The sequence below is a fragment of the Streptococcus sp. HMSC066F01 genome (assembly GCF_001837335.1).
Classification (GTDB): domain Bacteria; phylum Bacillota; class Bacilli; order Lactobacillales; family Streptococcaceae; genus Streptococcus; species Streptococcus oralis_S.
The window spans coordinates 160,219-183,253 of sequence record NZ_KV832119.1 but is presented as its reverse complement, the minus strand read 5'-3'; the positions used below and the strand labels follow the sequence as shown (position 1 = coordinate 183,253).

The window sequence follows — 23,035 nt, the reverse complement described above, 5'->3', positions numbered from 1 at the left end:
TCTACTCTAGGTTGATAAGAGTGAGTATTTCATGTTACATTTCCTTACATAAAATCCATAAAATTTGCCTTTTCATTCATTTTCTGATATAATGGGAAAATATTCGGAAAAGGAGACTAAAAATGAAGAAAAAAATACTAGCATGTTTGCTCATTTTATTTCCCATTTTCTCACTAGGTATGGCAAAAGCTGATACTGTTAAGATTGTGTCTGATACAGCTTACGCACCTTTTGAGTTTAAAGATTCAGATCAAACCTATAAAGGGATTGATGTTGATATTATCAATAAAGTCGCAGAAATCAAAGGATGGAACATCCAAATGTCTTATCCTGGCTTTGATGCAGCTGTAAATGCGGTGCAGTCAGGTCAAGCAGATGCTATTATGGCAGGTATGACAAAAACAAAAGAACGTGAAAATGTCTTTACCATGTCTGATACTTATTATGATACAAAAGTTGTCATTGCTACCACAAAGGCAAATAAAATCACCAAATATGAGGAACTTAGCGGCAAAACAGTTGGTGTTAAGAACGGAACTGCCGCTCAACGTTTCCTCGAAAGTATCAAAGATAAATACGGTTTCTCTATTAAAACCTTTGATACTGGTGATTTGATGAATAACAGTCTAAGTGCTGGTGCTGTAAATGCCATCATGGATGATAAACCTGTTATCGAGTATGCGATTAACCAAGGACAAGATCTCAGCATCAATATGGATGGTGAGGCTGTTGGAAGCTTTGCCTTTGGTGTCAAGAAAGGGAGCAAGTATGAACACTTGGTTACCGAGTTTAACGAAGCCCTAGCACAAATGAAGAAGGATGGTAGCTTGGAGCAAATCATCCAAAAGTGGACGGCTTCTAAAACTACGGCAAGCCCAACAATAACTACTGCTGCTGGACAAAAAGCTACTCCTGTGAAAAGCAAGTATATTATTGCCAGCGACTCATCTTTCGCCCCATTCGTCTTTCAAAATTCAAGCAATCAATACACCGGTATTGATATGGATCTTATCAAGGCCATTGCCAAAGATCAAGGTTTTGAAATTGAGATTACCAATCCAGGATTTGATGCAGCCATTAGTGCTGTTCAAGCTGGACAAGCAGATGGTATCATTGCTGGTATGTCTGTAACAGATGCTCGTAAGGAAACCTTCGACTTCTCAGAATCATACTACACAGCAAATACGATTCTCGGTGTGAAAGAATCAAGCACAATTGCTTCTTATGAAGACCTCAAGGATAAAACTGTCGGTGTTAAAAACGGAACTGCTTCTCAAACGTTCCTTACTGAAAATCAAAGCAAATACGGCTATAAGATTAAAACTTTCGCAGATGGCGCTTCTATGTATGACAGTCTGAATACTGGATCTATTGATGCCGTGATGGATGATGAGCCAGTTCTCAAATATTCTATCAGCCAAGGGCAAAAATTGAAAACGCCAATCGCTGGAACTCCAATCGGTGAAACAGCCTTTGCGGTTAAAAAAGGAACAAATCCAGAATTGATCCAGATGTTCAATAATGGACTTGCGAACCTCAAAGCTAACGGTGAATTCCAAAAGATTCTTGACAAGTATCTAGCTAGCGAAACTTCAACTGACTCTACAAGTACAGTTGACGAAACTACTATCTGGGGCTTGCTTCAAAACAACTACAAACAACTCCTTAGTGGACTTGGAATCACTCTTGCTCTAGCTCTTATCTCATTTGCAATTGCCATTGTCATCGGGATTATCTTTGGTATGTTTAGCGTTAGCCCATACAAATCACTTCGTCTGATCTCTGAGATTTTCGTTGACGTTATCCGTGGTATCCCATTGATGATTCTTGCAGCCTTCATCTTCTGGGGTATTCCAAACTTCATCGAGTCCATTACAGGCCAACAAAGTCCAATCAATGACTTTGTAGCTGGTACTATCGCCCTCTCACTCAATGCAGCTGCTTATATCGCTGAAATTGTTCGTGGTGGGATTCAAGCTGTTCCAGTCGGTCAAATGGAGGCCAGCCGCAGTCTTGGTATCTCTTATGGAAAAACCATGCGTAAGATAATCTTGCCACAAGCGACTAAATTGATGTTGCCAAACTTTGTCAACCAATTCGTTATCGCTCTTAAAGATACAACCATCGTCTCTGCTATCGGTTTGGTTGAACTCTTCCAAACTGGTAAGATCATCATCGCCCGTAACTACCAAAGTTTCAAGATGTATGCAATCCTTGCTATCTTCTATCTTGTAATTATCACGCTTTTGACTAGACTAGCGAAACGCTTAGAAAAGAGGATTCGTTAATGGCAAAACTAAAAATTGATGTAAATGATTTGCATAAGTATTATGGAAAAAACGAAGTTTTAAAAGGAATTACAACTAAATTCTATGAAGGAGATGTTGTCTGTATCATCGGTCCTTCCGGTTCTGGTAAATCCACATTCCTCCGTAGCCTTAACCTTCTTGAGGAGGTAACGAGTGGCCACATCACAGTAAATGGTTATGATCTGACTGAAAAATCAACCAATGTCGACCATGTTCGTGAAAACGTGGGAATGGTCTTCCAACATTTCAACCTCTTCCCTCACATGTCCGTCCTAGAAAATATCACTTTTGCACCTATTGAACACAAACGGATGACCAAAGAAGAAGCTGAAAAATTGGGGATGGAGTTGCTTGAAAAGGTAGGACTAGCAGATAAAGCTAATGCCAACCCAGATAGTCTTTCAGGTGGTCAGAAACAGCGTGTAGCTATCGCTCGTGGACTTGCCATGAATCCTGATATCATGCTCTTTGATGAGCCAACTTCAGCTCTGGACCCTGAAATGGTTGGAGATGTACTGAATGTTATGAAGGAATTGGCAGAACAAGGGATGACCATGATTATCGTAACCCATGAGATGGGATTTGCTCGCCAGGTAGCCAACCGTGTTATCTTTACGGCTGATGGTGAATTCCTGGAAGATGGAACTCCAGATCAAATCTTTGACAACCCTCAACACCCTCGTCTAAAAGAGTTCTTGGATAAGGTCTTAAATGTATAAAACAAAACTGTAAGGTTCTCCTTACAGTTTTTTAATTGCGTATTGGATTTTTTGTTTTTTTTGAAAATTATGATAAAATAAAAACTATGATAATGAGGAAATCTCATCCCTAGTCCAACTAGGAAAAAATATAGAAATTAGGTAGCTAGATGTCATCAAAGGTTATTGTTACAATTTTCGGTGCGAGTGGAGATTTAGCTAAACGCAAACTCTACCCTTCCCTTTTCAGACTCTATAAATCAGGCAATCTCTCTGAGCATTTTGCTGTTATCGGAACAGCTCGTAGACCTTGGAGTAAGGAATATTTTGAATCTGTAGTTGTCGAGTCCATCCTTGATTTGGCAGATAGTACCGAGCAAGCCCAAGAATTTGCCAGCCACTTCTACTATCAAAGCCATGATGTGAATGATACGGAACATTACATTGCTTTGCGTCAATTACAAACTGAGCTGAATGAAAAATACCAAGCTGAACACAATAAGCTCTTCTTCTTGTCTATGGCACCTCAGTTCTTTGGAACTATTGCCAAGCATCTCAAATCTGAAAACATTGTTGATGGCAAAGGTTTTGAGCGCTTGATCGTTGAGAAACCATTTGGTACAGACTACGAAACAGCTAGCAAACTCAATGAAGATCTCCTTGCGGCCTTTGATGAGGAGCAAATCTACCGTATCGACCATTACCTAGGTAAAGAGATGATTCAGAGTATCTTTGCTGTTCGTTTTGCCAATATGATCTTTGAGAATGTTTGGAATCGCAAACACATCGATAATGTTCAGATTACCTTTGCAGAGCGCTTGGGTGTAGAAGAACGCGGTGGCTACTATGATCAATCTGGTGCCCTTCGTGATATGGTGCAAAACCATACTCTCCAACTTCTCTCTCTTCTAGCCATGGACAAACCAGCTAGCTTTACAAAGGATGAGATTCGTGCTGAAAAGATAAAGGTCTTTAAAAACCTCTATCATCCAACTGAGGAAGAACTGAAAGAACAGTTTATCCGTGGTCAATATCGCTCTGGTAAAATCGATGGCATGAAATACATTTCCTATCGTAGCGAGCCAAACGTCAATCCTGAATCCACAACAGAAACTTTCGCATCTGGTGCCTTCTTTGTAGACAGCGATCGCTTCCGTGGTGTTCCTTTCTTCTTCCGTACAGGGAAACGTCTGACTGAAAAAGGGACTCATGTCAATATCGTCTTTAAGCAAATGGACTCTATCTTTGGAGAACCATTAGCGCCAAATATCTTGACCATCTATATTCAACCAACTGAAGGCTTCTCTCTCAGCCTAAATGGGAAGCAAGTCGGTGAAGAATTTAACCTAGCACCAAGCTCTCTGGATTACCGTACAGATGCTACTGCTACTGGAGCCTCACCAGACCCATACGAGAAATTAATCTACGATGTTTTGAACAACAACTCAACCAATTTTAGCCACTGGGATGAGGTAAGTGCTTCTTGGAAATTGATTGACCGTATCGAAGAGCTCTGGGCAGAAAACGGAGCTCCACTCTACGATTATAAAGCTGGAAGCATGGGGCCACAAGCTAGCTTTGAATTACTTGAGAAGTATGGAGCTAAATGGACCTGGCAACCAGATATCGCCTATCGTGAAGATGGCCGTTTAGAATAGCAAAAATATCCTGCAAGATTGACTTGCAGGATATTTATTTTGTATTAAATCAAGCCTTCTAAGAGACCTTTCATAAAGTTTTCTGAGTTAAACTCACCGATATCATCGATTTTTTCACCGAAACCAATCAATTTTACAGGGATATTGAGTTCTTCGCGGATAGCCAGAACAACGCCACCTCGGGCAGTTCCGTCAATTTTTGTCAAAACAATTCCAGTCAATGGTGTTATCTTAGAAAATTCCTTAGCTTGTACCAGAGCGTTCTGTCCAGTTGAAGCATCAAGTGCTAAGAAGGTCTCATGTGGCGCCTCTGGAACGACACGCTTGATAATACGGCCAATCTTTTCCAACTCAGCCATAAGGTTGTCCTTGTTTTGCAGACGACCTGCTGTATCAATCATAAGGATATCAATCCCTTCTGCTACGGCACGTTCCATCCCATCAAAGACCACGCTTGCTGGATCAGCCTTTTCAGCTCCCGTCACAACCGGAACATCCACACGTCGACCCCATTCAGCTAGCTGGGCCACTGCACCCGCACGGAAGGTATCTGCCGCAACTAACATGACTTTCTTGCCAGCTTGTTTGTAGCGATGAGCTAATTTCCCGATAGAAGTTGTCTTCCCAACACCGTTGACTCCGACAAAGAGCATGACGGTCAAACCATCTTGGAAATGGATTTGTTCATCGTAGTTGCCATCCTTTTCGTAGAGCTCGACCAATTTCTCGATAATGACACGACGAAGTGCGTCAGGTTTCTTAGCATTTTCGAGTTTGGCTTCATAACGTAGTTCTTCTGTTAAATTTGAAGCGACTTGCACACCGACGTCACTCATGATGAGCAGTTCTTCCAATTCTTCGAAGAATTCTTCATCGACAGAACGGAAGTTGGCAAAGAAGGCATTCAAACGAGCACCGAATCCTGTACGGGTTTTCTTGAGACTGCGGTCATATTTTTCCTGCACGGTTTCTTCAACCTGAGGAAGTTCATCTTCTACTACTTCTGACGCTAGTTCTTCTTCAGTTTCTTGGCTCTCTTCTTCTAAAACTTCTTCCGGCTCTTGGAATTGTTCCAATTCATCAGCTTCTAGCTCAAGATCTTCCTGAGCAGTTTCTTCGACTGCTTCTGGTTCAATAACTTCTTCTGTCAAGATCTGAGGGGTTTCTTCTTGAGCAGGTGTTTCTTCCACTTTGTCTCTTGCTTTCTCTTCCTGAGCAGTTTCTTCGACTGCCGTTTGGTTTTCTTCAACCTCTTCTGACAAATCAAGATTTTCCAGAGCTTCTTTTACAATATCTTCGATTTTCGGCTCTTCTTTTTTTCCGAATAGACGGTCAAATAATCCCATATTTTAGTTCTCCTTTAGCACGTATTCTTCGATAGCCCAGGCAACGGCTTCCTCGTCGTTGGTCATTGGGGTAATCACATTGGCAACTGCCTTAACTGCTGGAACTGCATTTTGCATGGCAACTCCCAGACCTGCCCACTCAATCATGGAAAGGTCATTGGCCTCGTCACCACAAGCCATGACTTGACTTTGGTCGATTCCCAAGTGTTTAATTAATTTCGCTAAACCTGTTGCCTTGTGGACATTTTTCGGCGACCATTCCAATAAGAGTTCACGCGATTTGAAGATTTCGTATTGGTCAAACAATTCTGGAGAAATCTGTTGAATCGCTGCATCCAAAGGTTCTTGGGCAAAGGCAGTCACACATTTATTATACGTCATCTGACTAGATAGATCCTCAAAAGCGACAGGTACGAAAGTCAAGGCTGGGTTGAACTTCGCATAGAGACTTTCTTGGTCCGACTGGATTTGATAGACTGTTCCTTCTGAAATAGCATCTAACGGAAGTCCGAGTTTTTCAGTTTCCTCGTACAAACGTGCCACATCGTCGATTGAAAAGACGGTTTTATCGAGAATCTCTCCAGTATTTTTCTGTACCAGACCACCATTAAAGGTGATGGTGTACTCGTCCTCCTGACCATCAGTCCCTAGCTCATGGAGAAAGAAATCCATAGCCTTCAAAGGACGACCTGTTGTCAGAACGACCTTGATGCCACGATCACGCGCAGCTTTGAGAACCTCCTTGGTACGATCTGTTAGCTTTTTATCTGTTGTCAGCAAGGTGCCATCCAAGTCCAATGCAATCAATTTAATATCTGCCATTATAAGCCCTCCATATAAGCTATCACTGATTGGTCCTTATGGTGGCCAATCACTGCTTCTGCTAATTCTAAAATCTCTGGTCGCGCATTTTCAGGAGCGATTGGGTGTCCAACAACCTGCATCATATGAAGGTCATTGAGATTATCTCCAAACGCCATAACCTGATCCATTGTTAGACCAAGTTTTTTTGCCAGCTCAACAATAGCCACACCCTTATCAACATAGTCCAAGACAATATCGATGGATTCAAAACCTGTGGTCATGGCTTTCACACCAGGAACATTTTCGTTGACCCAGGCCTCACCAGCTTCTATCGTTTCTTCTGTGAAGTTAGTAGTGAATTTAAAAATCTCATCTGTGATATCTTCCAAACTCGCTACTTTTTGAATGTTTTCATTGTAGTGACTACTTAACTTTAGATAGGTCTCATCGACTGTATCCAATACATAACAAGCTTTTTTCCCCGTCAGCAACATTTTTCTTTCATCAAAATAGGGTGATTTCTTTAAAGCTTCAAAAGTGCTCAAGTAAAAATCCCGAGACATAGTAGCCTCATACATATCCTCACCATGAAACTCAACATAGCTCCCATTTTCAGCTATAAAAATCACTTCATCACACACATCCGCAAACAACTTTTTCAGGGACAAGATACCGCGACCTGAAGCCACTGCAAAATAAATCCCCTTTTCCTTGTAGGAAACAAGTACGTTTTTAAGGCGTTCCATATCAAACCGACCCTCTCCATCTAGAAAGGTTCCATCCATATCGGTTGCTACAAGTTTAATCATAAAATCCTTCATACTCCAATTGATAAATCTATCTTCTATTATACCATAGATAAGTTTAAAAAGTTCCAGTACAGCAGGAAAGCACTACTTTTTCGGAGAAACTTCAAAGGGCCTAAAAATTAGAATTGTAAAACTTTTTTCAGATAGTTTAAAAAGTTTGTATTCCCCTACCCTTTTCTCTATAATGGAGAGAAAGGAGATGACTATGACAGAAATAAAACATGAAATTGATGCTAACTTTGCAGGACGACTCAATATCCTACGCGCAGGTGTTCTGGGCGCCAATGATGGAATTATTTCCATCGCTGGAGTCGTTATCGGCGTTGCCAGTGCGACAAGCAATATCTGGATTATCTTTTTATCAGGTTTAGCGGCTATCCTCGCTGGTGCTTTCTCTATGGCCGGTGGCGAATATGTCTCTGTATCCACTCAGAAAGACACGGAAGAAGCCGCTGTTGCTAGAGAACAGTTGCTCTTGGATAAGGATATCGAATCTGCAAAACAATCCCTCTATGCTGCCTACCTTCAAAACGGTGAGTGTGAAACGTCAGCCCAACTCTTGACCAACAAGGCCTTTTTAAAAAATCCACTCAAAGCCTTGGTCGAAGAAAAGTATGGAATCGAGTATGAAGAGTTTACCAACCCTTGGCATGCTGCTATCTCTAGCTTTATTGCCTTTGTACTGGGAAGCCTTCCTCCTATGCTTTCAATCACCGTCTTTCCAAGTGACTATCGTATTCCTGCTACTGTTTTTATTGTGGCCCTTTCCCTTCTCGTCACCGGCTATACCAGTGCTAAACTAGGCAAGGCACCTACGAAAACTGCCATGATCCGCAACCTCTGTATCGGACTTCTCACCATGGGTGTAACCTTCCTCTTGGGACAACTCTTTAGCATTTAAGATAAAAGAAATACCTCGACAAGCATCGAGGTATCTTTTTTACATTTGCACAATCTTGCGATAGCTTCTTGAGGTAATCATAAAGATTAAGACATAGACGATGAGGAAGATAGCACAGATGGACAGAGTGACTGTCAACATCATGGTCGCATCTAGGACCCCAATGACTTTTAGGATGAGACTAAGCATATGATAGGCAAAGGCAAGGTGTAGGAAGGCAAAGAGCAATGGGAGGAAGAAAACAGTTAGGACCTGTTTATTAATGGTTTGCTTGATTTGCTTTTGATCGAGACCGACCTTTTGCAAAATGATAAAGCGTTCACGGTCTTCATAGCCTTCAGAGATTTGTTTGTAGTAGATGACGAGAACTGTTCCCACCATAAAGATGATGGAGAGGAAGATACCGATAAAGAAGGTCCCACCAAAGAAAGCACTCATCTGCGCACTACTATCAGCCAGATTGCTTCCGTAAATAAAGCTTCCTTCTTTGCTTGATTCTCTATTAAAATCATCAAGGAATTTTGAATAGTCATCTGCAAGTTTGAGTTGCTCTTCCTCACTAGCTGTTACATTCATACCACCATAGTATTGATTAAAAATGGAAGAATTAGGATGCTGGTCAAGAAAGGCTTTCAAGTCAGGAACAACCAGATAGTTATAGTCCGAAGTTAGAATATTGTACTGATTTGGGACATGTTCAAGAATAAAATCTTTTTTGATTTCTTCCTTTATTGTATAGGTCTGGTCATTTAGAGTCAGTTCTTTCTGTCCTTGAAGTTCTTTGTTCTTAGTAAACAATCCAACTTCCTTTCCTGAAAGTGCAAGTTTTTGGCCCGTCATATTCTCATAGTCTTTTTGGTCAAAGACCATAAAAATAGTTTTCGGTTGAACACGATTTTGACCTTTCTCAAAGATTGTCAATTTCGTACCTTCTTGGTTTGCTACACCAAAGCTACTGTATGTAAGGACTTCTTTCTTTGTGACAGTCAATCCTTTATCGCTAGCATACTGGTCTAGGAGTTTATTTATGTCTTCTTTTTCAACATTCTGCCCTGTAATTCCAAAATCATGTGGATTCATGACTTTCTTGAAAGTTTCAGAGCCTTTAAAGATACTCGTTGCAGCAGACATAGTCACCAAGACCATGGTTGAGAGAATAGCAATCGTCGCTAGACCAACAGCATTTTTCTTCATACGAAAAATGAGATTGGATACGGAAATCATGTTGTTAGGTTGGTAATAGTAACGCTTGTTTTTCTTCAAGATTTGTAGGAAAACTGTGATTCCTGCATTGAAGAGAAGATAAGTTCCCAAAATTACCAACAAGACTGCTACAAAGAAAATCAGAACAGCAGAAAGTGGATTTTCAACTGTTACTGCTAGGTAGTAGCCAGCTCCCATACTAATCAAACCTAGTATAGTTTGAAGACCTAAGAAACGTCCTTTTTTCTCACCACTGGCTTTTTCACGAGAGAGTTGAAGGGCATTCATGCGTGCGATGCGAAAGGCATTGATAAAAATTAGACCTAGGAAGATAGCTCCAAAGACGATGAGAACTAGGATGAAGACAATTGGTTGGAAAGTCGAAACGAGCTCCACTTTCATTTTCATCAGCTTCAGAAGAAGGGCAAAGATTAGCTTATCAAAGAGAGCTCCTAGACCGAGACCAGCTGTCAAGGTTAAGGAACCAAAAATAAGAAGCTCCTTAAAAACCATACTGATCAAATGGCGCTTTTCAAGCCCCAGCATACCATATACACCCAGCTCCTTGGAGCGGTTCTTCATGACAAAACTATTGGCATAAAGTACAATAATTCCAGAAGCGATGGTAACAACTACCATACCGAGAGCAAGGGTCATAGAGATAGTTTCTCCCCCTCGAATCTTACCAATGTTAGGATTAAGTGACAGTGAGTAAAAGAGATAGGTGATGGTCACAGCTAAGAGAACTGCTAAAGCAAAGGGATAGTAGAGTTTGCGGTTTTTGATTAAGTTCGAAACCGCTAACTTATTGGTCAATCGAAACATACTAATTCACCTCACTTGCCATGACAGTCAAGGTATCAGAGATTTCCTGGAACATCTGACGTTCTGTCTTGTCTCCACGGTAGATTTGATTGTAAAGAATTCCGTCCTTGATAAAGAGAACGCGCTTGGCCCTGCTGGCTGCTGCCGTTGAGTGAGTTACCATGAGAATGGTTTGGCCACGTTCATTGATTTCATCAAAAACATCCAGAAGAGCTGCAGATGACTTGGAGTCAAGAGCTCCTGTTGGCTCATCCGCAAGAAGAATTTCAGGTTCAGTGATGATGGCGCGTGCTACTGCTACCCGCTGTTTTTGACCACCAGAGATCTCGTAAGGGTACTTCTCTTGCAATTGGTTGATGCCCAAATTTTCAGCAGTCACTACCAATTTCTTCATCATCTCTGTGATAGGTTTTCGTGATAACACTAACGGAAGCAATATATTGTCCTTAACAGACAAGGTATCTAGCAAGTTAAAATCTTGGAAGACAAATCCCAACTTCTCACGACGGAAACTCGAAGCTTGTGAATTTTTAATAGTGGCTGTGTCGGTTCCGTTGAGGTAAACCTGCCCGCGAGTTGGTTTATCCAGCATAGCTAGGATGTTGAGCAGGGTTGATTTTCCAGAACCAGACTCACCCATGATGGCAACGTAGTCACCCTTCTCTACGGTAAAGTGAATATCCTTAAGGGCTTCTACTTGGTTGCCTTGGAAACGTGTTTTATAGATTTTTTGAACGTGTTTTACATCTAAAAGTGTCATGATTTTCTCCTTCTTAATATCCCATCAATTGAAACTGTGCTTGCATCATAGCGCATCCCAGTTGAACACGCTCGATATCTTTTTGACTTGGTTTTCTTGTTTTCTTTTGTAAGATTCTTTTCATGGTTTTGCTCCTTTGTTCTTTATGAGTCTAGTTTATCGCAAAAAAAGAGGTCTTGCCATAACCTAACCTTACAAAAGAGACTTTAATCTTACATTTTTGTAAGATTGAAGAATATCAAGCAATTTCGCTATCAATATTTTACCATAAAAGAAAGGTAAGAAGAAAACCCTTGCGGATGCAAGGGTTAAGGGTTCACTTCTTTTTCTGACTTCTTTGAGAAATAAGGAAAGTGTCTGTAAACTATTTCAAAATCCAACTCACCAAAACCGTCCATCATTGTCATCAATGGCTTCGGCTTCCTTGCGTTTGCGTGGTCCTGTTCCGTACATTTCTGCTTCGATTTCTTCCTTAGTTGGCAGGATAGACGCAAGAATGATGTAAATAATCACACCAATCCCAAAATTTGATATGGTAAAAATAGCAAAGAGAAAGCGGACTAGAGTTACATCAAAATTCCACTTGTCTGATAGCCCAGCTAAAACTCCCGATACCATACTATTTCGTTTCATTTTATAAAATTTGTTATTCATGATATGTTCCTCTTTCGGTATTCTTACAAGTAGTATAGCATGAAACGGGGGCAAAAACATCAGTCCTTAGGCCGATTTAAGATGACGAGTTTGCCACGGCAGACGCCACATCGGTAGCGTTTGGTATCAATCCTACGCTTGCGCTGATAAGTTTGCTGGCAAGATTGACACTGATAAACTAGGTAGGTGTTTTGGCCTTTCAGAGGGGGAACAAAGCGCAGTCCATCCACTTCTTTCAAAAGTTTCTTAAAATCTCGGTCCTTATGGCGATAACCCTTTTTCTGAAAATAAAGGTGATAGTGACAAAGCTCATGGCGCACGATTTTGCGAAAAACCTCCAAACCAAGTTCATTATAGACCTTGGGATTAAAATCCAAATGCCCATCCTTGGGGAAAAATCGCCCACCTGTCGTTCGCAGACGAGAATTCCACTCGGCTTGGTGGGTAAAAGGTCTACCAAAGTCTTCGAGGGAAACAGACTGAACGTACTCAGTTAGTTTCATCTGGAGCTAAGAGCGACAGATTAACTTTTTCACGCTCGGTATCGATTTTCTTAACCCAAACCGTTACCAAATCTCCAACAGACACCACTTGGCTGGGATGTTTGATAAATTTGCGACTCATATGAGAAATATGAATGAGGCCGTCTTCGTGAATCCCGATATCAACAAATGCACCGAAGTCAACGACATTACGCACCACACCTTCCAGCTTCTGGCCGACTTTTAAGTCTTTGATATCCAAGACATCTTGGCGGAGTAGAGGTGCGTCAAAAGAATCACGGAAATCTCGACCTGGTTTGAGAAGGTCGGAAATGATATCTTTAAGCGTTTCTGGTCCAAGATCCAGTTCTTGCGCCATCTCCTTGACTGATAGGGACTTAAGCTTGTTTTGTGCTTCTTCATTCAAGTCCTTGATATCCAAGAGTTTGAAGAGCTCCTTAACCGCAGCATAGTTTTCTGGGTGAACTCCTGTATTATCAAGGATATTGCTACTTTCCGGAATACGGAGGAAACCTGCAGCTTGCTCAAAGGCTTTGGCACCGAGGCGAGGAACCTTCTTGATTTGAGCGCGTGAAGTGATTTTTCCTTCTTCCTCACGGTATTTGACGATATTTTCAGAAATGGTTTTATTGAGTCCAGCTACGTGGGAAAGAAGTGCTGGGCTGGCTGTATTGACATTGACACCGACTTGGTTAACTACAGTATCGACGACAAAGTCCAGACTTTCAGACAGTTTCTTCTGACTGACATCGTGTTGGTATTGCCCGACACCGATTGACTTAGGATCAATTTTAACCAATTCAGCGAGGGGATCTTGCAGACGTCGAGCGATAGAAATAGCAGAACGTTTTTCAACGGTTAATTCCGGAAACTCCTGACGAGCAAGTTCACTGGCAGAGTAAACGGAAGCGCCACTTTCATTGACGATAACATAGCTGACTTCAGGAAAACCTTTCAGAACTTCCGCCACAAAGGCTTCACTTTCCCGACTGGCCGTCCCATTTCCGATAGCAATAATTTCCACACCGTATTGACCAATCAAGTCCGACAAATCTTTCTTGGCTTCTTCAATCTGACGAGCTGATGCTGGTTTTACTGGATAAATGACTTGAGTCGTCAGCATTTTTCCTGTTGCATCAACAACAGCCAGCTTGGCACCTGTACGAAAGGCAGGGTCAAATCCTAAAACCACGCGCCCTTTCAGTGGAGCAACCAAGAGGAGATTGCGCAGGTTGTCAGAAAAGAGTTGGATAGCCCCTTCTTCTGCCTTCTCAGTCAATTCTGTCCGAATGCGTCGTTCGATAGCAGGCAAGACCTTCTTCTTAACTGACTGTTGAACAACTTCATCTATATAGGCATTTTTCACCTTGAAACGGGCAGCAAAGAAAGCTAGGATACGGTCTGTCGCATGTTCAAAACCAACCTTCAAGATGCCTAATTTTTCCCCACGATTGAGGGCTAAGGTTCGATAGCCCTGCATGTTACCAACTGTCTCTGAAAAATCATAATAAATCTGAAATACTTGTTTTTCATCGAGACTTTCATCTTTGACTTGCGAAGTGATTTTAGAGTGTCTCAACACTTCTTGATAGGTCAGTGAACGCAAAGTCACATCTTCCGATAAGGCTTCGACCAAGATATCAACCGCACCAGCCAAGGCTTCTTGACCAGTCGCAAATCCTTCACAGACAAACTTCTCAGCCTCTTTCTCTAAGTCAGCTACATTCTGCAAGATCAAGCGGGCGAGAGGAAAGAGTCCAGCTTCTCGGGCAACAGTTGCCTTGGTCCGACGCTTTTCCTTATAAGGAAGGTAGAGTTCTTCTACGTCTGCTAATTTCTCAGCTGCCAAAATAGCTTCTTCCAATTCCTTGGTTAGTTTGCCTTGTTCTTGAATCTTAGCCAAGACAGCTTCTTTACGGTCGTTGAGATTTGTCAGACTTTTATCCAAGTCGATAATGGCCTTAATCGCCACCTCATCCAGACTACCAGTCATGTCCTTACGGTAACGCGCGATGAAGGGAATTGTCGCCCCCTCAGCCGTCAAACTTAGAACGGTATCGATTTGCTTTAAGGTTACTCCCAAATCTTGGGAGATTTTTTCGTATTTTTTATCCATGAACCTATTATACCATAAGGAACAGCTCTTGTTTTGCCTTACCTGTTTTTGCATCTTTGATTATCAAAATAATCCCATTTCCGCAAAATAATAGTATAATAGAGGTAACATTTAGAAAAGAGGTAGGCCCATGGCTGTTAAATTTACAAAAACGGATGATTTGGACAAGATGTTTGAAGAATTTGCCAAACTTCCTGACTTAACACAAGTCACTTTCCCAGATAACAAAAACAAAAAAGAAAAAGTTGAGAAGAAAAAATAGATGACTGTTTTCCAATCTCTTCCTCCTAGCATCTTACAAGCAGGTGCTATCTTTCTTTCCATCATGATTGAAGCCCTTCCTTTTGTTCTGATTGGGAGTCTCATTTCCGGCTGGATTGAAGTCTATATCACACCAGATAAAGTCACTGAGTTTCTCCCTCGCAATCGTTGGGGGAGGATCTTTTTTGGTACCTTCATTGGCTTTCTCTTTCCCTCTTGTGAGTGTGGAATTGTCCCGATTATCAATCGTTTTTTGGAAAAGAAAGTCCCCAGCTACACGGCCGTTCCCTTTCTGGTGACTGCTCCTATCATCAATCCCATCGTTCTTTTCGCCACTTATTCTGCCTTTGGTAATTCCTTAAAAATTACCTTCTTGCGAGCTCTGGGAGCCATTGTAGTTGCTTTGGTTCTGGGTATTTTTCTAGGATTTTTCTGGAAGAAACCCATTCAAAAAGAGAATCCTATTGCTTGTCATGAACATGACTTTTCACACCTGACCCCTGCTAGAAAGGTCTTTCAGGTCTTTATACAGGCTATTGATGAGTTTTTCGATATGGGGCGTTACTTGGTCTTTGGCTGTCTCTTTGCGGCCATCGTACAGGTCTATGTCCCGACTCGGATCCTGACCTCTATCAGTGCTAGTCCAGTCCTTGCGATTCTCTTGCTCATGTTTCTAGCCTTTCTCCTCTCTCTTTGTAGCGAGGCGGACGCCTTTATCGGTGCTTCTCTCCTCTCGAGCTTCGGCCTAGCGCCAGTCCTTGCCTTTCTGGTCATTGGCCCCATGCTTGATATCAAAAATCTCCTCATGATGAAACACTATCTAAAAGCACGCTTCATCTGGCAATTCATGGGCATCGTGACAGTGCTTGTCTTGCTTTATTCTTACATGTTGGGGGTGATGCTATGATCCGATTTATCATTCTACTAGGTTATTTTGCCCTAACTCTGTATCTGCAGCTTTCTGGCAAGCTCAGTCACTACATCAACCTCCACTATTCCTATCTAGTCTATATCTCTATGGTCCTTTCTCTTCTGTTGGCTCTGGTCCAATTCTATATCTGGATCAAGAAAATCAACTCTCACAGCCATTTGGAAAGTCGTCGATCTAGACGAATCAGCATCCTTTTACTGTCACTACCTTTGTTGATTGGGGTTGCCTTTCCTACAGTAAGTTTGGACTCGAGAACCGTATCTGCCAAAGGATATCATTTCCCACTTGCTGAGGGAATCAACACAGCCATTCAGGCAAGCGAAGGCACATCCAGTCAATACCTCAAACCCGATACCAGCACCTATTTTTCCAAATCTGCTTATGAAAAGGAAATGAGGGCTACAGCTGATAAATACCTCGCCCAGCCAACCATTCAGGTTACAGACGAAAACTATATGGAGGTCATGGAAGTTCTCTATGACTATCCTCAGGAGTTTGAAGGAAAGAAAATCGAGTTTACAGGCTTTGTTTATAACGATCCTAGCCATCCAGATAGCCAATTCCTCTTTCGCTTTGGGATTATCCACTGTATCGCAGACTCTGGTGTATATGGACTCCTGACCAAGGGAAACTCACGCCAGTATCCTGACAATACCTGGATTACCGCTAGAGGAACCCTGACCCTCCACTACCATAAAGAACTCAAACAAAAACTCCCAACACTAGAGGTTGAGAGTTTCACAAAAGTAGACAAACCAGAAAATCCTTACGTCTATCGCGTGTTTTAATAAAAGAGGCAATATCAGAATGTCTGCATTACAGAATTCTAATATTGCCTCTTCATTTTTTCTTATACTCATTTCAATCCAGCGTACTAGCTTACTTTTTGGCCTTTTCTCTAATAGAATGCTCAGAAACCCATTTAGAATAGCTTATCATTTTTTCATCAGTTAAAGCTTCTACCGCTATAGTCACACACATATCAACCGCTTCTTCCACGGAAACAGCAAAGTGATAACCATTTAATTGTAAAAATTTCACCAAAACATAAAACGCTGTCCGTTTATTGGCGTTTGCAAAGACATGCTTCTTTATCAATTGGACAAATAATATTGTTGCTTTATCAAAAATTGTTGGATAAAGGGGCTTGCCAAAAACAAATTGTTCTGGTAAATTCACAATCATATTTAACGCTGAAGGACTAACTGTTTGAATTTGCTCATTTGAAGAATACCGTTGAATTGCTAAAGCATTGATTTTTTCAATTTGCTTTTCTGTTAGATAGACTGTCATTTTTCCACCAAAGCTTTGAAAACATCGTCGTATTCATCAAAAATTGTATCCAATTTCAAGTCAAAGACATCATCAGATACATAAGAGAGCTGATGATCCAATTCCTCAGGAGTAAAGATAATTTCGCCACTTGGTAACAATTTTGCTTCATATTTAACACCACTTGGAATATTGAATTCGCTTGGAATCGTAATGGTGATTGAATTTCCTTGTTTTCTTGTTTTTACGACCATCTGATTTCCTCCTTTGAAGTATTATAACAAATAATTACGGTAATTACAATGATAGTGTAAAAGTGCTATTTCATCTCAGATCTTAACCAGAATACTCAGCATAAGTGATTTTTTCAAGGTTTCCAATTCTTCCATAGGTTTTTGAATTGCCAATTGTGATTTTGCTCTTTCTATCATATATTCAATATTTGTTAGAGGATTCTCGTTTCCTCCATTCTCTTTTCTTTGGTTTTTTTAAGTTATGAATTTCACTATTTTAACAGATTTTCAATCAAGCTTCAATTAAGTTTCTTTCCATAAAAAATTCTTTCAAAAATAAAAAAGCAAACACAAAATAGGGTTCACTTTTTTAACTCTTTCGCTCCTCATCCTTCCAGTTTCGAGCAATCTCTTCGTCTTTCTGGAGTTGGTCTACCAGTTCCTCTACAGAGTCAAATTTAACCATATCTCGGACACGGTCCAGCCAGTAGACCATGACGGTCTCACCGTAAATATCGTCTGAAAAGTCGAAAATATTGACTTCAAAACGTGGTTCTTCTCCATCAAAGGTAACATTTTTGCCAACGCTCGCCATGCCACGATATCTTTGACGTTGCACCTCGATATCGACTACGTAAACACCGTCCGCTGGCATATAGGTTCGATCTCTTAGGACTAGATTGGCTGTTGGATAACCAATAGTCCGCCCACGGGCATTTCCATGAACGACCATCCCACGAGATGGGAGCGGTGTGCCGAGCAGTTGATTGACTACCCTGACATCTCCATCAAGAATAGCCTGACGAATCCGTGTAGAACTAATCTTGCCCTTTTCATCCTCGACCGGAGGAACAATGATGATCTCTCCATCAAAATAGTCCTTCAGGTCATCCGCAGTTTTCTTATCAGAGCCAAAGGTATAGTCAAATCCTGCTACAATAATCGCTGGTTTTAAAGCTCGAACATAGGTATCAAAGAATTCTTGACCCGTTAAACTAGCAAATTTGCTACTAAAGTCAAGTAAGAAAAGAGCCTCTACCCCATGCCATTTCATCTTGTGCTCCCGTTCCTCATGATTGACGATATGGAGCATAAGCTCAGGTTGGTAAGGTTGCAAGGCAAGTTTTGGTGACTCTGTAAAGGTCATTACGACAACCGGCAGATAATCCTTCATCGAAGCCTTGCTGGCCACTTCAAAGAGTTTCTGATGCCCCTTGTGGATGCCATCAAAATAACCTAGTACAAGGACTGTTTTCCCTGGTACTGCAATATCTTTTTCGTTCTTAATAGGTACTGTTGTAATCATGAAACTATTATATCATAGAGAAAGTCTTTTCGCTAAGAGGAAATCCCAAATGTCGTTTTTTGCGCCTGAACTGACCTTAGGAGAAGATTTAGGGCTTTAGTTTTAAAAAATAGCACCTCCTAAGAGATGCTATCATTTGGTAACTAGTCTATTGTTTCTTCTAAATCTTTTAACTTAACCGAAACAATCTTAGAAACACCTGATTCTTGCATGGTAACTCCATAGATAGAGTCCGCTGCCGCCATCGTCCCCTTACGGTGGGTTACGACGATAAACTGACTATCCTTGTCAAAGCGGTTGAGGTAATCCCCAAAACGTTTGACATTGGCTTCGTCCAGCGCTGCCTCTACCTCGTCCAAGATAACAAAAGGAATGGTCTTAACTCGGATGATTGAGAAGAGCAGAGCCAGAGCAGATAGGGCTTTTTCACCACCACTCATAAGATTAAGTGATTGGATTTTCTTGCCTGGTGGTTGGACAGAAATCTCAACACCAGCTGTTAAAAGATCGCCCTCAGTCAATATCAAGTCTGCCTGACCACCGCCAAACATCTGTCTAAAGGTCACTTTAAAGGATTCACGAATAGCCTCAAAGGTTGATTTGAAGCGTTCCTTAACCTCATCATTCATCTCTGTGATGGTCTCAAGAAGTAGGTTTTTAGCAGACAAAATATCATCTCGTTGGCTATTTAGAAAGTCTAGACGGTTGTGAACTTCTTCGTACTGGTCAATAGCGTCTAAGTTGACAGGACCCAGCGAGCGAATAGCCTTCTCTAAATCCTTAACCTCTTGCTCCGCCAGATTGAGATTTTCCAGTTCATGAGCCTTTTCTAGCGCCTCTGTGTAACTGATCTGGTACTGGTCTGTTAATTGAGCTTGTAGATAGCGCAAGCGTTCGCTGACCTTTTCCTTCTTAGCTTCAGCACGTGTTTGCTTACGAATCCACTCTTCATTCTGCTGGCGAGCCTGATCCAAATGGCTGGCAATATCATCCAGTTGACCCTCGATATCATCCAATTCAAACTGCTTGCGAATCAGACCTTGTTGGAGGTTTGTTTTCTGATTTTTGGCCTCTTCCGCCTGCTGACTTAGCAGATCTGTATCAACCTTCTCAAGATTATCAACCTTTTCTTGGAGGAGACGCTGGATTTCTTCTTGTTCAAGATTGAGGTTATCTAATTCCTTACCTAAGCGTTCAATATCAGTCACTTCATACCGCTTTTGTCCTTGCAGTTCTGACTTAAGCAAGCGCGCTTGAGAAATCTGTTCCTGCAAGTTTTGATAACGTTCTTGAATAGCGTTTTTGTTAGACTTAATCTCTTCAATCTCAGCTTCCAGATTTTGCTTTTCACTGGCGATAGTAGCGAGGCGCTCTTGGCATTTTTCCTTGTCCGCTTGCCAATCTCCTTCAGATAGGCGATTTAATTCCTCTTCTTGAAGTTTCCAAAGCGTTTCCAGTTCTTCGACCTGCTGATTGGTTTGTTGATAAGCAAGATACAAGCCTTGCTCCTGAATACGAGCTTGCTCACCCTGAGATTTTATGGATTCTAATCTTTCTGTTAATACTGCCATCTCATCTTGCAAGATCTTCAAACTCGCTTCTTCTAACCGCAAGTCAGCTTCTTCTTCAGCAATTTCTTTTTGTAATTGCTCCAGCTCTGGCTTGATGAAAATACTGTTGTTTTGACGATTGGCACCACCCGCGTAAGAACCACCTGTGCGCAACTCGGTACCATCAAGCGTCACCATACGAACCTGATAACGAACTTGGCGAGCTGCGGCACGCGCATGTTCTACAGTATCAAAGATAGCCGTTGTAGCAAGCAAGTTTTTGAAAATGGCTTCTAGTCTCTTATCAAACGACACCAACTCATCTGCCATTCCCAGAAATCCTGGACTTGCTGCGATAGCATCCTGATTCTGACTAGAAATCGTACGAGCCTTGATAGTCGTCAGTGGAAGAAAGGTTGCACGACCAGCTCTGTTACGTTTTAGGAAATCAATCGCCTTGGTTGCCGCGTTTTCATCTTCTACGATGATATGCTGACTGCTAGCTCCAAGCGCAATCTCCAAAGCAGTTTGATAATGCACATCAAAGGTCAAGTGTTCACTGACTGCACCAATGATCCCACCAAGGCGGTCTTTTTCTTGGAGAACACTCTTAACACCCGCGTAAAAATTACTATGATTTCTAAGGATATTCTCTAAACTCTGGGCTCGAGCCTGCTTGTTTTTGAGACTATCCAGACGATCAAAGAGTTGGCTCTGCTGGGCTTGGTAAGAAACTTTCTGCTCCTCTTGTTCCTTGGCACTAGCTTGGTAGTCTGCCAATAATTTCAGAACCTGCTCCTTGGCAGTTTCAAGCTCAGCCTGTTGTTGACTGGCCTTCTCTTTAGCTGTAGTCAGCTGTTCTTTCAGTTTCTCAAGTTGATCTGCTTGTTTTTGAGAGAGTTGACGGCTGTTCTCCAGTTCGTTCTCGATGCGAGTCAACTGGTTTGAGACATCCGCTTCTTCTTGTAAAAGAGCCACAAAACGTTCACGCAAGATCTCGATCATCTGGTCAGGATCATCAGAAAATGCCAACAACTCTGCTTCTAGGCGATTGAGTTCCTTATTATTTTCAGCTAGACTTTCCTCTAACTGTTCCAAGTTCGCTTCTTTTTCAGCCTTTTCCTTACTTAGAGCCTTTCTCTTATCTTCCAGACTCGCCAAACGGGCTTGCGCTTCTTGTTGATTAAGGGCCACTTGCTCAGATTCCAGTTTGGATAGGGCTAGTTTTCGCTCTAAGTCACTGATCAAACTAGTCAAATCCATCAAGCTCCCTTGATCCTTGGCCATTTGAGCCTGGAGATCTTGGCGTTTCTTTTTAAGAGTTTGATTTTCCTCTTCTAACTCTTCACGCTTTTGGTAATAGCTAGTCAAAAGTTCCTGAACTTGCGTAAGCTCTTCTTCTGTTAGCTCTAGTTCAGTCTTGTTTTCCTTGATTTGGGCAACCAGTACATCCAAGTAAATTGCCTTGCGTTGACTATCCAAGTCTAGAAACTTGCGAGCATTCTCGGCTTGTTTTGCAAGGGGCTTGATTTGATTGTCCAACTCGTAGATAATGTCTTCTAAGCGGTCGAGATTGTCTTGAGTTTGTTGCAGTTTGCTTTCTGTTTCTTTTCGACGAGTCTTGTATTTCAAAACACCCGCAGCTTCTTCAAAAATAGCTCGGCGTTCCTCTGGCTTGGAATTAAAAATCTCCTCAACCTTCCCTTGGGAAATGATGGAAAAGGAATCCCGCCCCAAACCTGTATCCAAGAAGAGGTCATGAATATCACGCAAGCGAACTTTCTTGCCATCAATTCGATACTCGCTATCTCCACTACGATAGATATGGCGTTCTACCTTAATGACTTGCCCTGCATCCTTGATAAAACCATCTTCATTGTCCAAGGTCACGATAACAGAGGCATAATTAAGTGGTTTGCGACTTTCAGTTCCAGCAAAAATAACGTCGGGCATCTTGCCACCACGAAGACTCTTGACACTGGACTCACCCAAGGCCCATCGCAGACTTTCTGTGATATTTGACTTCCCAGAACCATTGGGCCCAACGACAGCTGTCACACCTTGGTCAAAGACGACCTTGGTCTTGTCAGCAAAGGACTTGAATCCCTGAATCTCAATCTCCTTTAAATACATGAATCCAGCCCTTTCACAACTGCATTTTTGGCGGCCTCTTGTTCTGCCAATTTTTTAGAACGGCCTTGACCTTTTCCGATACTTTTGCCCTCAACCAGAACTTCTACATCAAAAACCTTGTCATGGGCAGGCCCCATCTCAGAGGTCACCTGGTAGCGAATATCCACATCTCCATTGACCTGGAGCAACTCTTGCAGGTGCGTCTTGTAATCCTTAATCATTTCAAAGTCACCTGCTTCAACCTTGGGGATCATGACTTGATAGATAAATTCTTTTACTCTAGCAACATCCTTGTCCAAAAGCAACGCTCCCAGAAAGGCTTCAAAGGCATCGCCAAGAATGGTGTCACGATTGCGCCCACCAGACTTTTCTTCTCCTTTTCCTAGCTTGATAAACTGATTAAACTGGCAATCACGCGCAAAACCAGCCAAACTCTCCTCACGGACAATCATAGCACGGAGTTTGGACAAATCTCCCTCTGGTTTCTTAGGATATTTTTTATACAGATATTCTGAAATCAATAATTGCAGAACAGCGTCTCCTAAAAATTCCAAGCGCTCATTGTGTGAAATTTTTAAGAGGCGGTGCTCATTGGCATAACTCGTATGAGTAAAGGCCGTTTCCAATAAGTTCTTGTCTGCAAATTCGATTGCAAAACGCTTCTTAAGTACAGTTTGTAATTCTTTCATACCAACCTCTTTCTAACTGATAACAGTCTCTTTTATTATATCAAAAAAAGCCCCCTGAGTCACTTTAAAACGGG

At 41.7% G+C, this 23,035-nt stretch carries 20 protein-coding genes; 7 read left to right on the top strand and 13 right to left on the bottom strand.

Features of this window, described 5'->3' with window-relative positions; genetic code table 11:
• The first annotated feature begins 122 nt into the window (after nucleotides 1–122).
• The 3 genes from HMPREF2655_RS08100 to zwf all read left to right on the top strand — a co-directional run bounded on the left by HMPREF2655_RS08100 (nucleotide 123) and on the right by zwf (nucleotide 4,665).
• Nucleotides 123–2,288 carry an ABC transporter substrate-binding protein/permease gene (locus tag HMPREF2655_RS08100; RefSeq protein ID WP_000726959.1) on the top strand — a complete coding sequence of 722 codons (2,166 nt, stop codon included), beginning with the start codon at nucleotides 123–125 and terminating at the stop codon, nucleotides 2,286–2,288.
• Entirely contained in the window at nucleotides 2,288–3,028 is a 741-nt protein-coding gene (locus HMPREF2655_RS08095; protein WP_001096337.1) for an amino acid ABC transporter ATP-binding protein, read from the top strand. The genes HMPREF2655_RS08100 and HMPREF2655_RS08095 overlap by 1 nt, the downstream gene beginning before the upstream one ends.
• Before the next feature lie 149 nt (nucleotides 3,029–3,177).
• Entirely contained in the window at nucleotides 3,178–4,665 is a 1,488-nt protein-coding gene (gene zwf, locus HMPREF2655_RS08090; protein WP_070838502.1) for a glucose-6-phosphate dehydrogenase, read from the top strand.
• Nucleotides 4,666–4,709: 44 nt separating this feature from the next.
• On the opposite strand, the gene ftsY is transcribed toward zwf, so the two are convergent.
• Genes ftsY through HMPREF2655_RS08075 form a run of 3 tightly spaced genes read right to left on the bottom strand, consistent with a single transcriptional unit; the run spans nucleotide 4,710 to nucleotide 7,624 of the window.
• Nucleotides 4,710–6,011, bottom strand: coding sequence for a signal recognition particle-docking protein FtsY (gene ftsY, locus HMPREF2655_RS08085; protein ID WP_070838500.1), 1,302 nt, complete (start codon nucleotides 6,009–6,011; stop codon nucleotides 4,710–4,712).
• A gap of 3 nt (nucleotides 6,012–6,014) precedes the next feature.
• Nucleotides 6,015–6,833 (bottom strand): Cof-type HAD-IIB family hydrolase, encoded by an 819-nt coding sequence (locus HMPREF2655_RS08080; RefSeq protein ID WP_070838499.1) that lies wholly within the window; start codon nucleotides 6,831–6,833, stop codon nucleotides 6,015–6,017.
• Nucleotides 6,833–7,624 (bottom strand): Cof-type HAD-IIB family hydrolase, encoded by a 792-nt coding sequence (locus HMPREF2655_RS08075; RefSeq protein WP_070838732.1) that lies wholly within the window; start codon nucleotides 7,622–7,624, stop codon nucleotides 6,833–6,835. The genes HMPREF2655_RS08080 and HMPREF2655_RS08075 overlap by 1 nt, the downstream gene beginning before the upstream one ends.
• Before the next feature lie 205 nt (nucleotides 7,625–7,829).
• On the opposite strand from HMPREF2655_RS08075, the gene HMPREF2655_RS08070 reads away from it, so the two are divergent.
• Entirely contained in the window at nucleotides 7,830–8,525 is a 696-nt protein-coding gene (locus tag HMPREF2655_RS08070; protein WP_000136037.1) for a VIT1/CCC1 transporter family protein, read from the top strand.
• 39 nt (nucleotides 8,526–8,564) lie between these two features.
• Here the strand turns inward: HMPREF2655_RS08070 and HMPREF2655_RS08065 are convergent, their stop codons facing one another.
• From HMPREF2655_RS08065 to HMPREF2655_RS08045, 5 genes are all read right to left on the bottom strand, one after another.
• Nucleotides 8,565–10,553, bottom strand: coding sequence for an FtsX-like permease family protein (locus HMPREF2655_RS08065; RefSeq protein WP_049550003.1), 1,989 nt, complete (start codon nucleotides 10,551–10,553; stop codon nucleotides 8,565–8,567).
• Nucleotide 10,554: 1 nt separating this feature from the next.
• Nucleotides 10,555–11,313: an ABC transporter ATP-binding protein gene (locus HMPREF2655_RS08060; RefSeq protein ID WP_000173369.1), complete on the bottom strand. Its 759-nt coding sequence runs from the start codon at nucleotides 11,311–11,313 to the stop codon at nucleotides 10,555–10,557.
• 381 nt (nucleotides 11,314–11,694) lie between these two features.
• Nucleotides 11,695–11,967 (bottom strand): PspC domain-containing protein, encoded by a 273-nt coding sequence (locus tag HMPREF2655_RS08055; RefSeq protein ID WP_001060204.1) that lies wholly within the window; start codon nucleotides 11,965–11,967, stop codon nucleotides 11,695–11,697.
• A 59-nt stretch (nucleotides 11,968–12,026) separates the two neighbouring features.
• Nucleotides 12,027–12,470, bottom strand: a complete 444-nt coding sequence (locus HMPREF2655_RS08050; RefSeq protein ID WP_070838497.1) for a SprT family protein — start codon at nucleotides 12,468–12,470, stop codon at nucleotides 12,027–12,029.
• Entirely contained in the window at nucleotides 12,457–14,586 is a 2,130-nt protein-coding gene (locus HMPREF2655_RS08045) for a Tex family protein (protein WP_070838495.1), read from the bottom strand. Before HMPREF2655_RS08045 ends, HMPREF2655_RS08050 begins: the two co-directional genes overlap by 14 nt.
• 130 nt (nucleotides 14,587–14,716) lie before the next feature.
• Between HMPREF2655_RS08045 and HMPREF2655_RS10470 the strand changes: the two genes are divergently transcribed.
• From HMPREF2655_RS10470 to HMPREF2655_RS08030, 3 genes are read left to right on the top strand one after another with little or no spacing between them, the layout of a single operon-like run.
• Nucleotides 14,717–14,848, top strand: a complete 132-nt coding sequence (locus HMPREF2655_RS10470) for an SPJ_0845 family protein (protein ID WP_070838493.1) — start codon at nucleotides 14,717–14,719, stop codon at nucleotides 14,846–14,848.
• On the top strand, nucleotides 14,849–15,754 hold the full coding sequence (locus HMPREF2655_RS08035) for a permease (protein WP_070838491.1): 906 nt from the start codon (nucleotides 14,849–14,851) through the stop codon (nucleotides 15,752–15,754).
• Nucleotides 15,751–16,566 (top strand): TIGR03943 family putative permease subunit, encoded by an 816-nt coding sequence (locus HMPREF2655_RS08030; RefSeq protein WP_070838489.1) that lies wholly within the window; start codon nucleotides 15,751–15,753, stop codon nucleotides 16,564–16,566. The genes HMPREF2655_RS08035 and HMPREF2655_RS08030 overlap by 4 nt, the downstream gene beginning before the upstream one ends.
• A gap of 91 nt (nucleotides 16,567–16,657) precedes the next feature.
• Here HMPREF2655_RS08030 and HMPREF2655_RS08025 read toward each other — a convergent pair whose 3' ends face one another.
• From HMPREF2655_RS08025 to rnc, 5 genes are all read right to left on the bottom strand, one after another.
• Complete coding sequence (locus tag HMPREF2655_RS08025; protein WP_070838487.1) at nucleotides 16,658–17,071, bottom strand: type II toxin-antitoxin system death-on-curing family toxin; 414 nt, start codon at nucleotides 17,069–17,071, stop codon at nucleotides 16,658–16,660.
• The gene (locus tag HMPREF2655_RS08020) at nucleotides 17,068–17,304 is read right to left on the bottom strand and encodes an AbrB family transcriptional regulator (protein ID WP_070838485.1); all 237 of its coding nucleotides are present in this window, start codon (nucleotides 17,302–17,304) and stop codon (nucleotides 17,068–17,070) included. Before HMPREF2655_RS08020 ends, HMPREF2655_RS08025 begins: the two co-directional genes overlap by 4 nt.
• A gap of 349 nt (nucleotides 17,305–17,653) precedes the next feature.
• Nucleotides 17,654–18,589 carry a bifunctional riboflavin kinase/FAD synthetase gene (locus HMPREF2655_RS08015; RefSeq protein WP_070838484.1) on the bottom strand — a complete coding sequence of 312 codons (936 nt, stop codon included), beginning with the start codon at nucleotides 18,587–18,589 and terminating at the stop codon, nucleotides 17,654–17,656.
• A gap of 143 nt (nucleotides 18,590–18,732) precedes the next feature.
• Nucleotides 18,733–22,272: a chromosome segregation protein SMC gene (gene smc, locus HMPREF2655_RS08010; protein ID WP_070838482.1), complete on the bottom strand. Its 3,540-nt coding sequence runs from the start codon at nucleotides 22,270–22,272 to the stop codon at nucleotides 18,733–18,735.
• A complete protein-coding gene (gene rnc, locus HMPREF2655_RS08005; protein ID WP_070838480.1) occupies nucleotides 22,263–22,961 on the bottom strand; it encodes a ribonuclease III in 699 nt (232 codons plus the stop codon). The genes smc and rnc overlap by 10 nt, the downstream gene beginning before the upstream one ends.
• Between the last annotated feature and the right edge of the window lie 74 nt (nucleotides 22,962–23,035).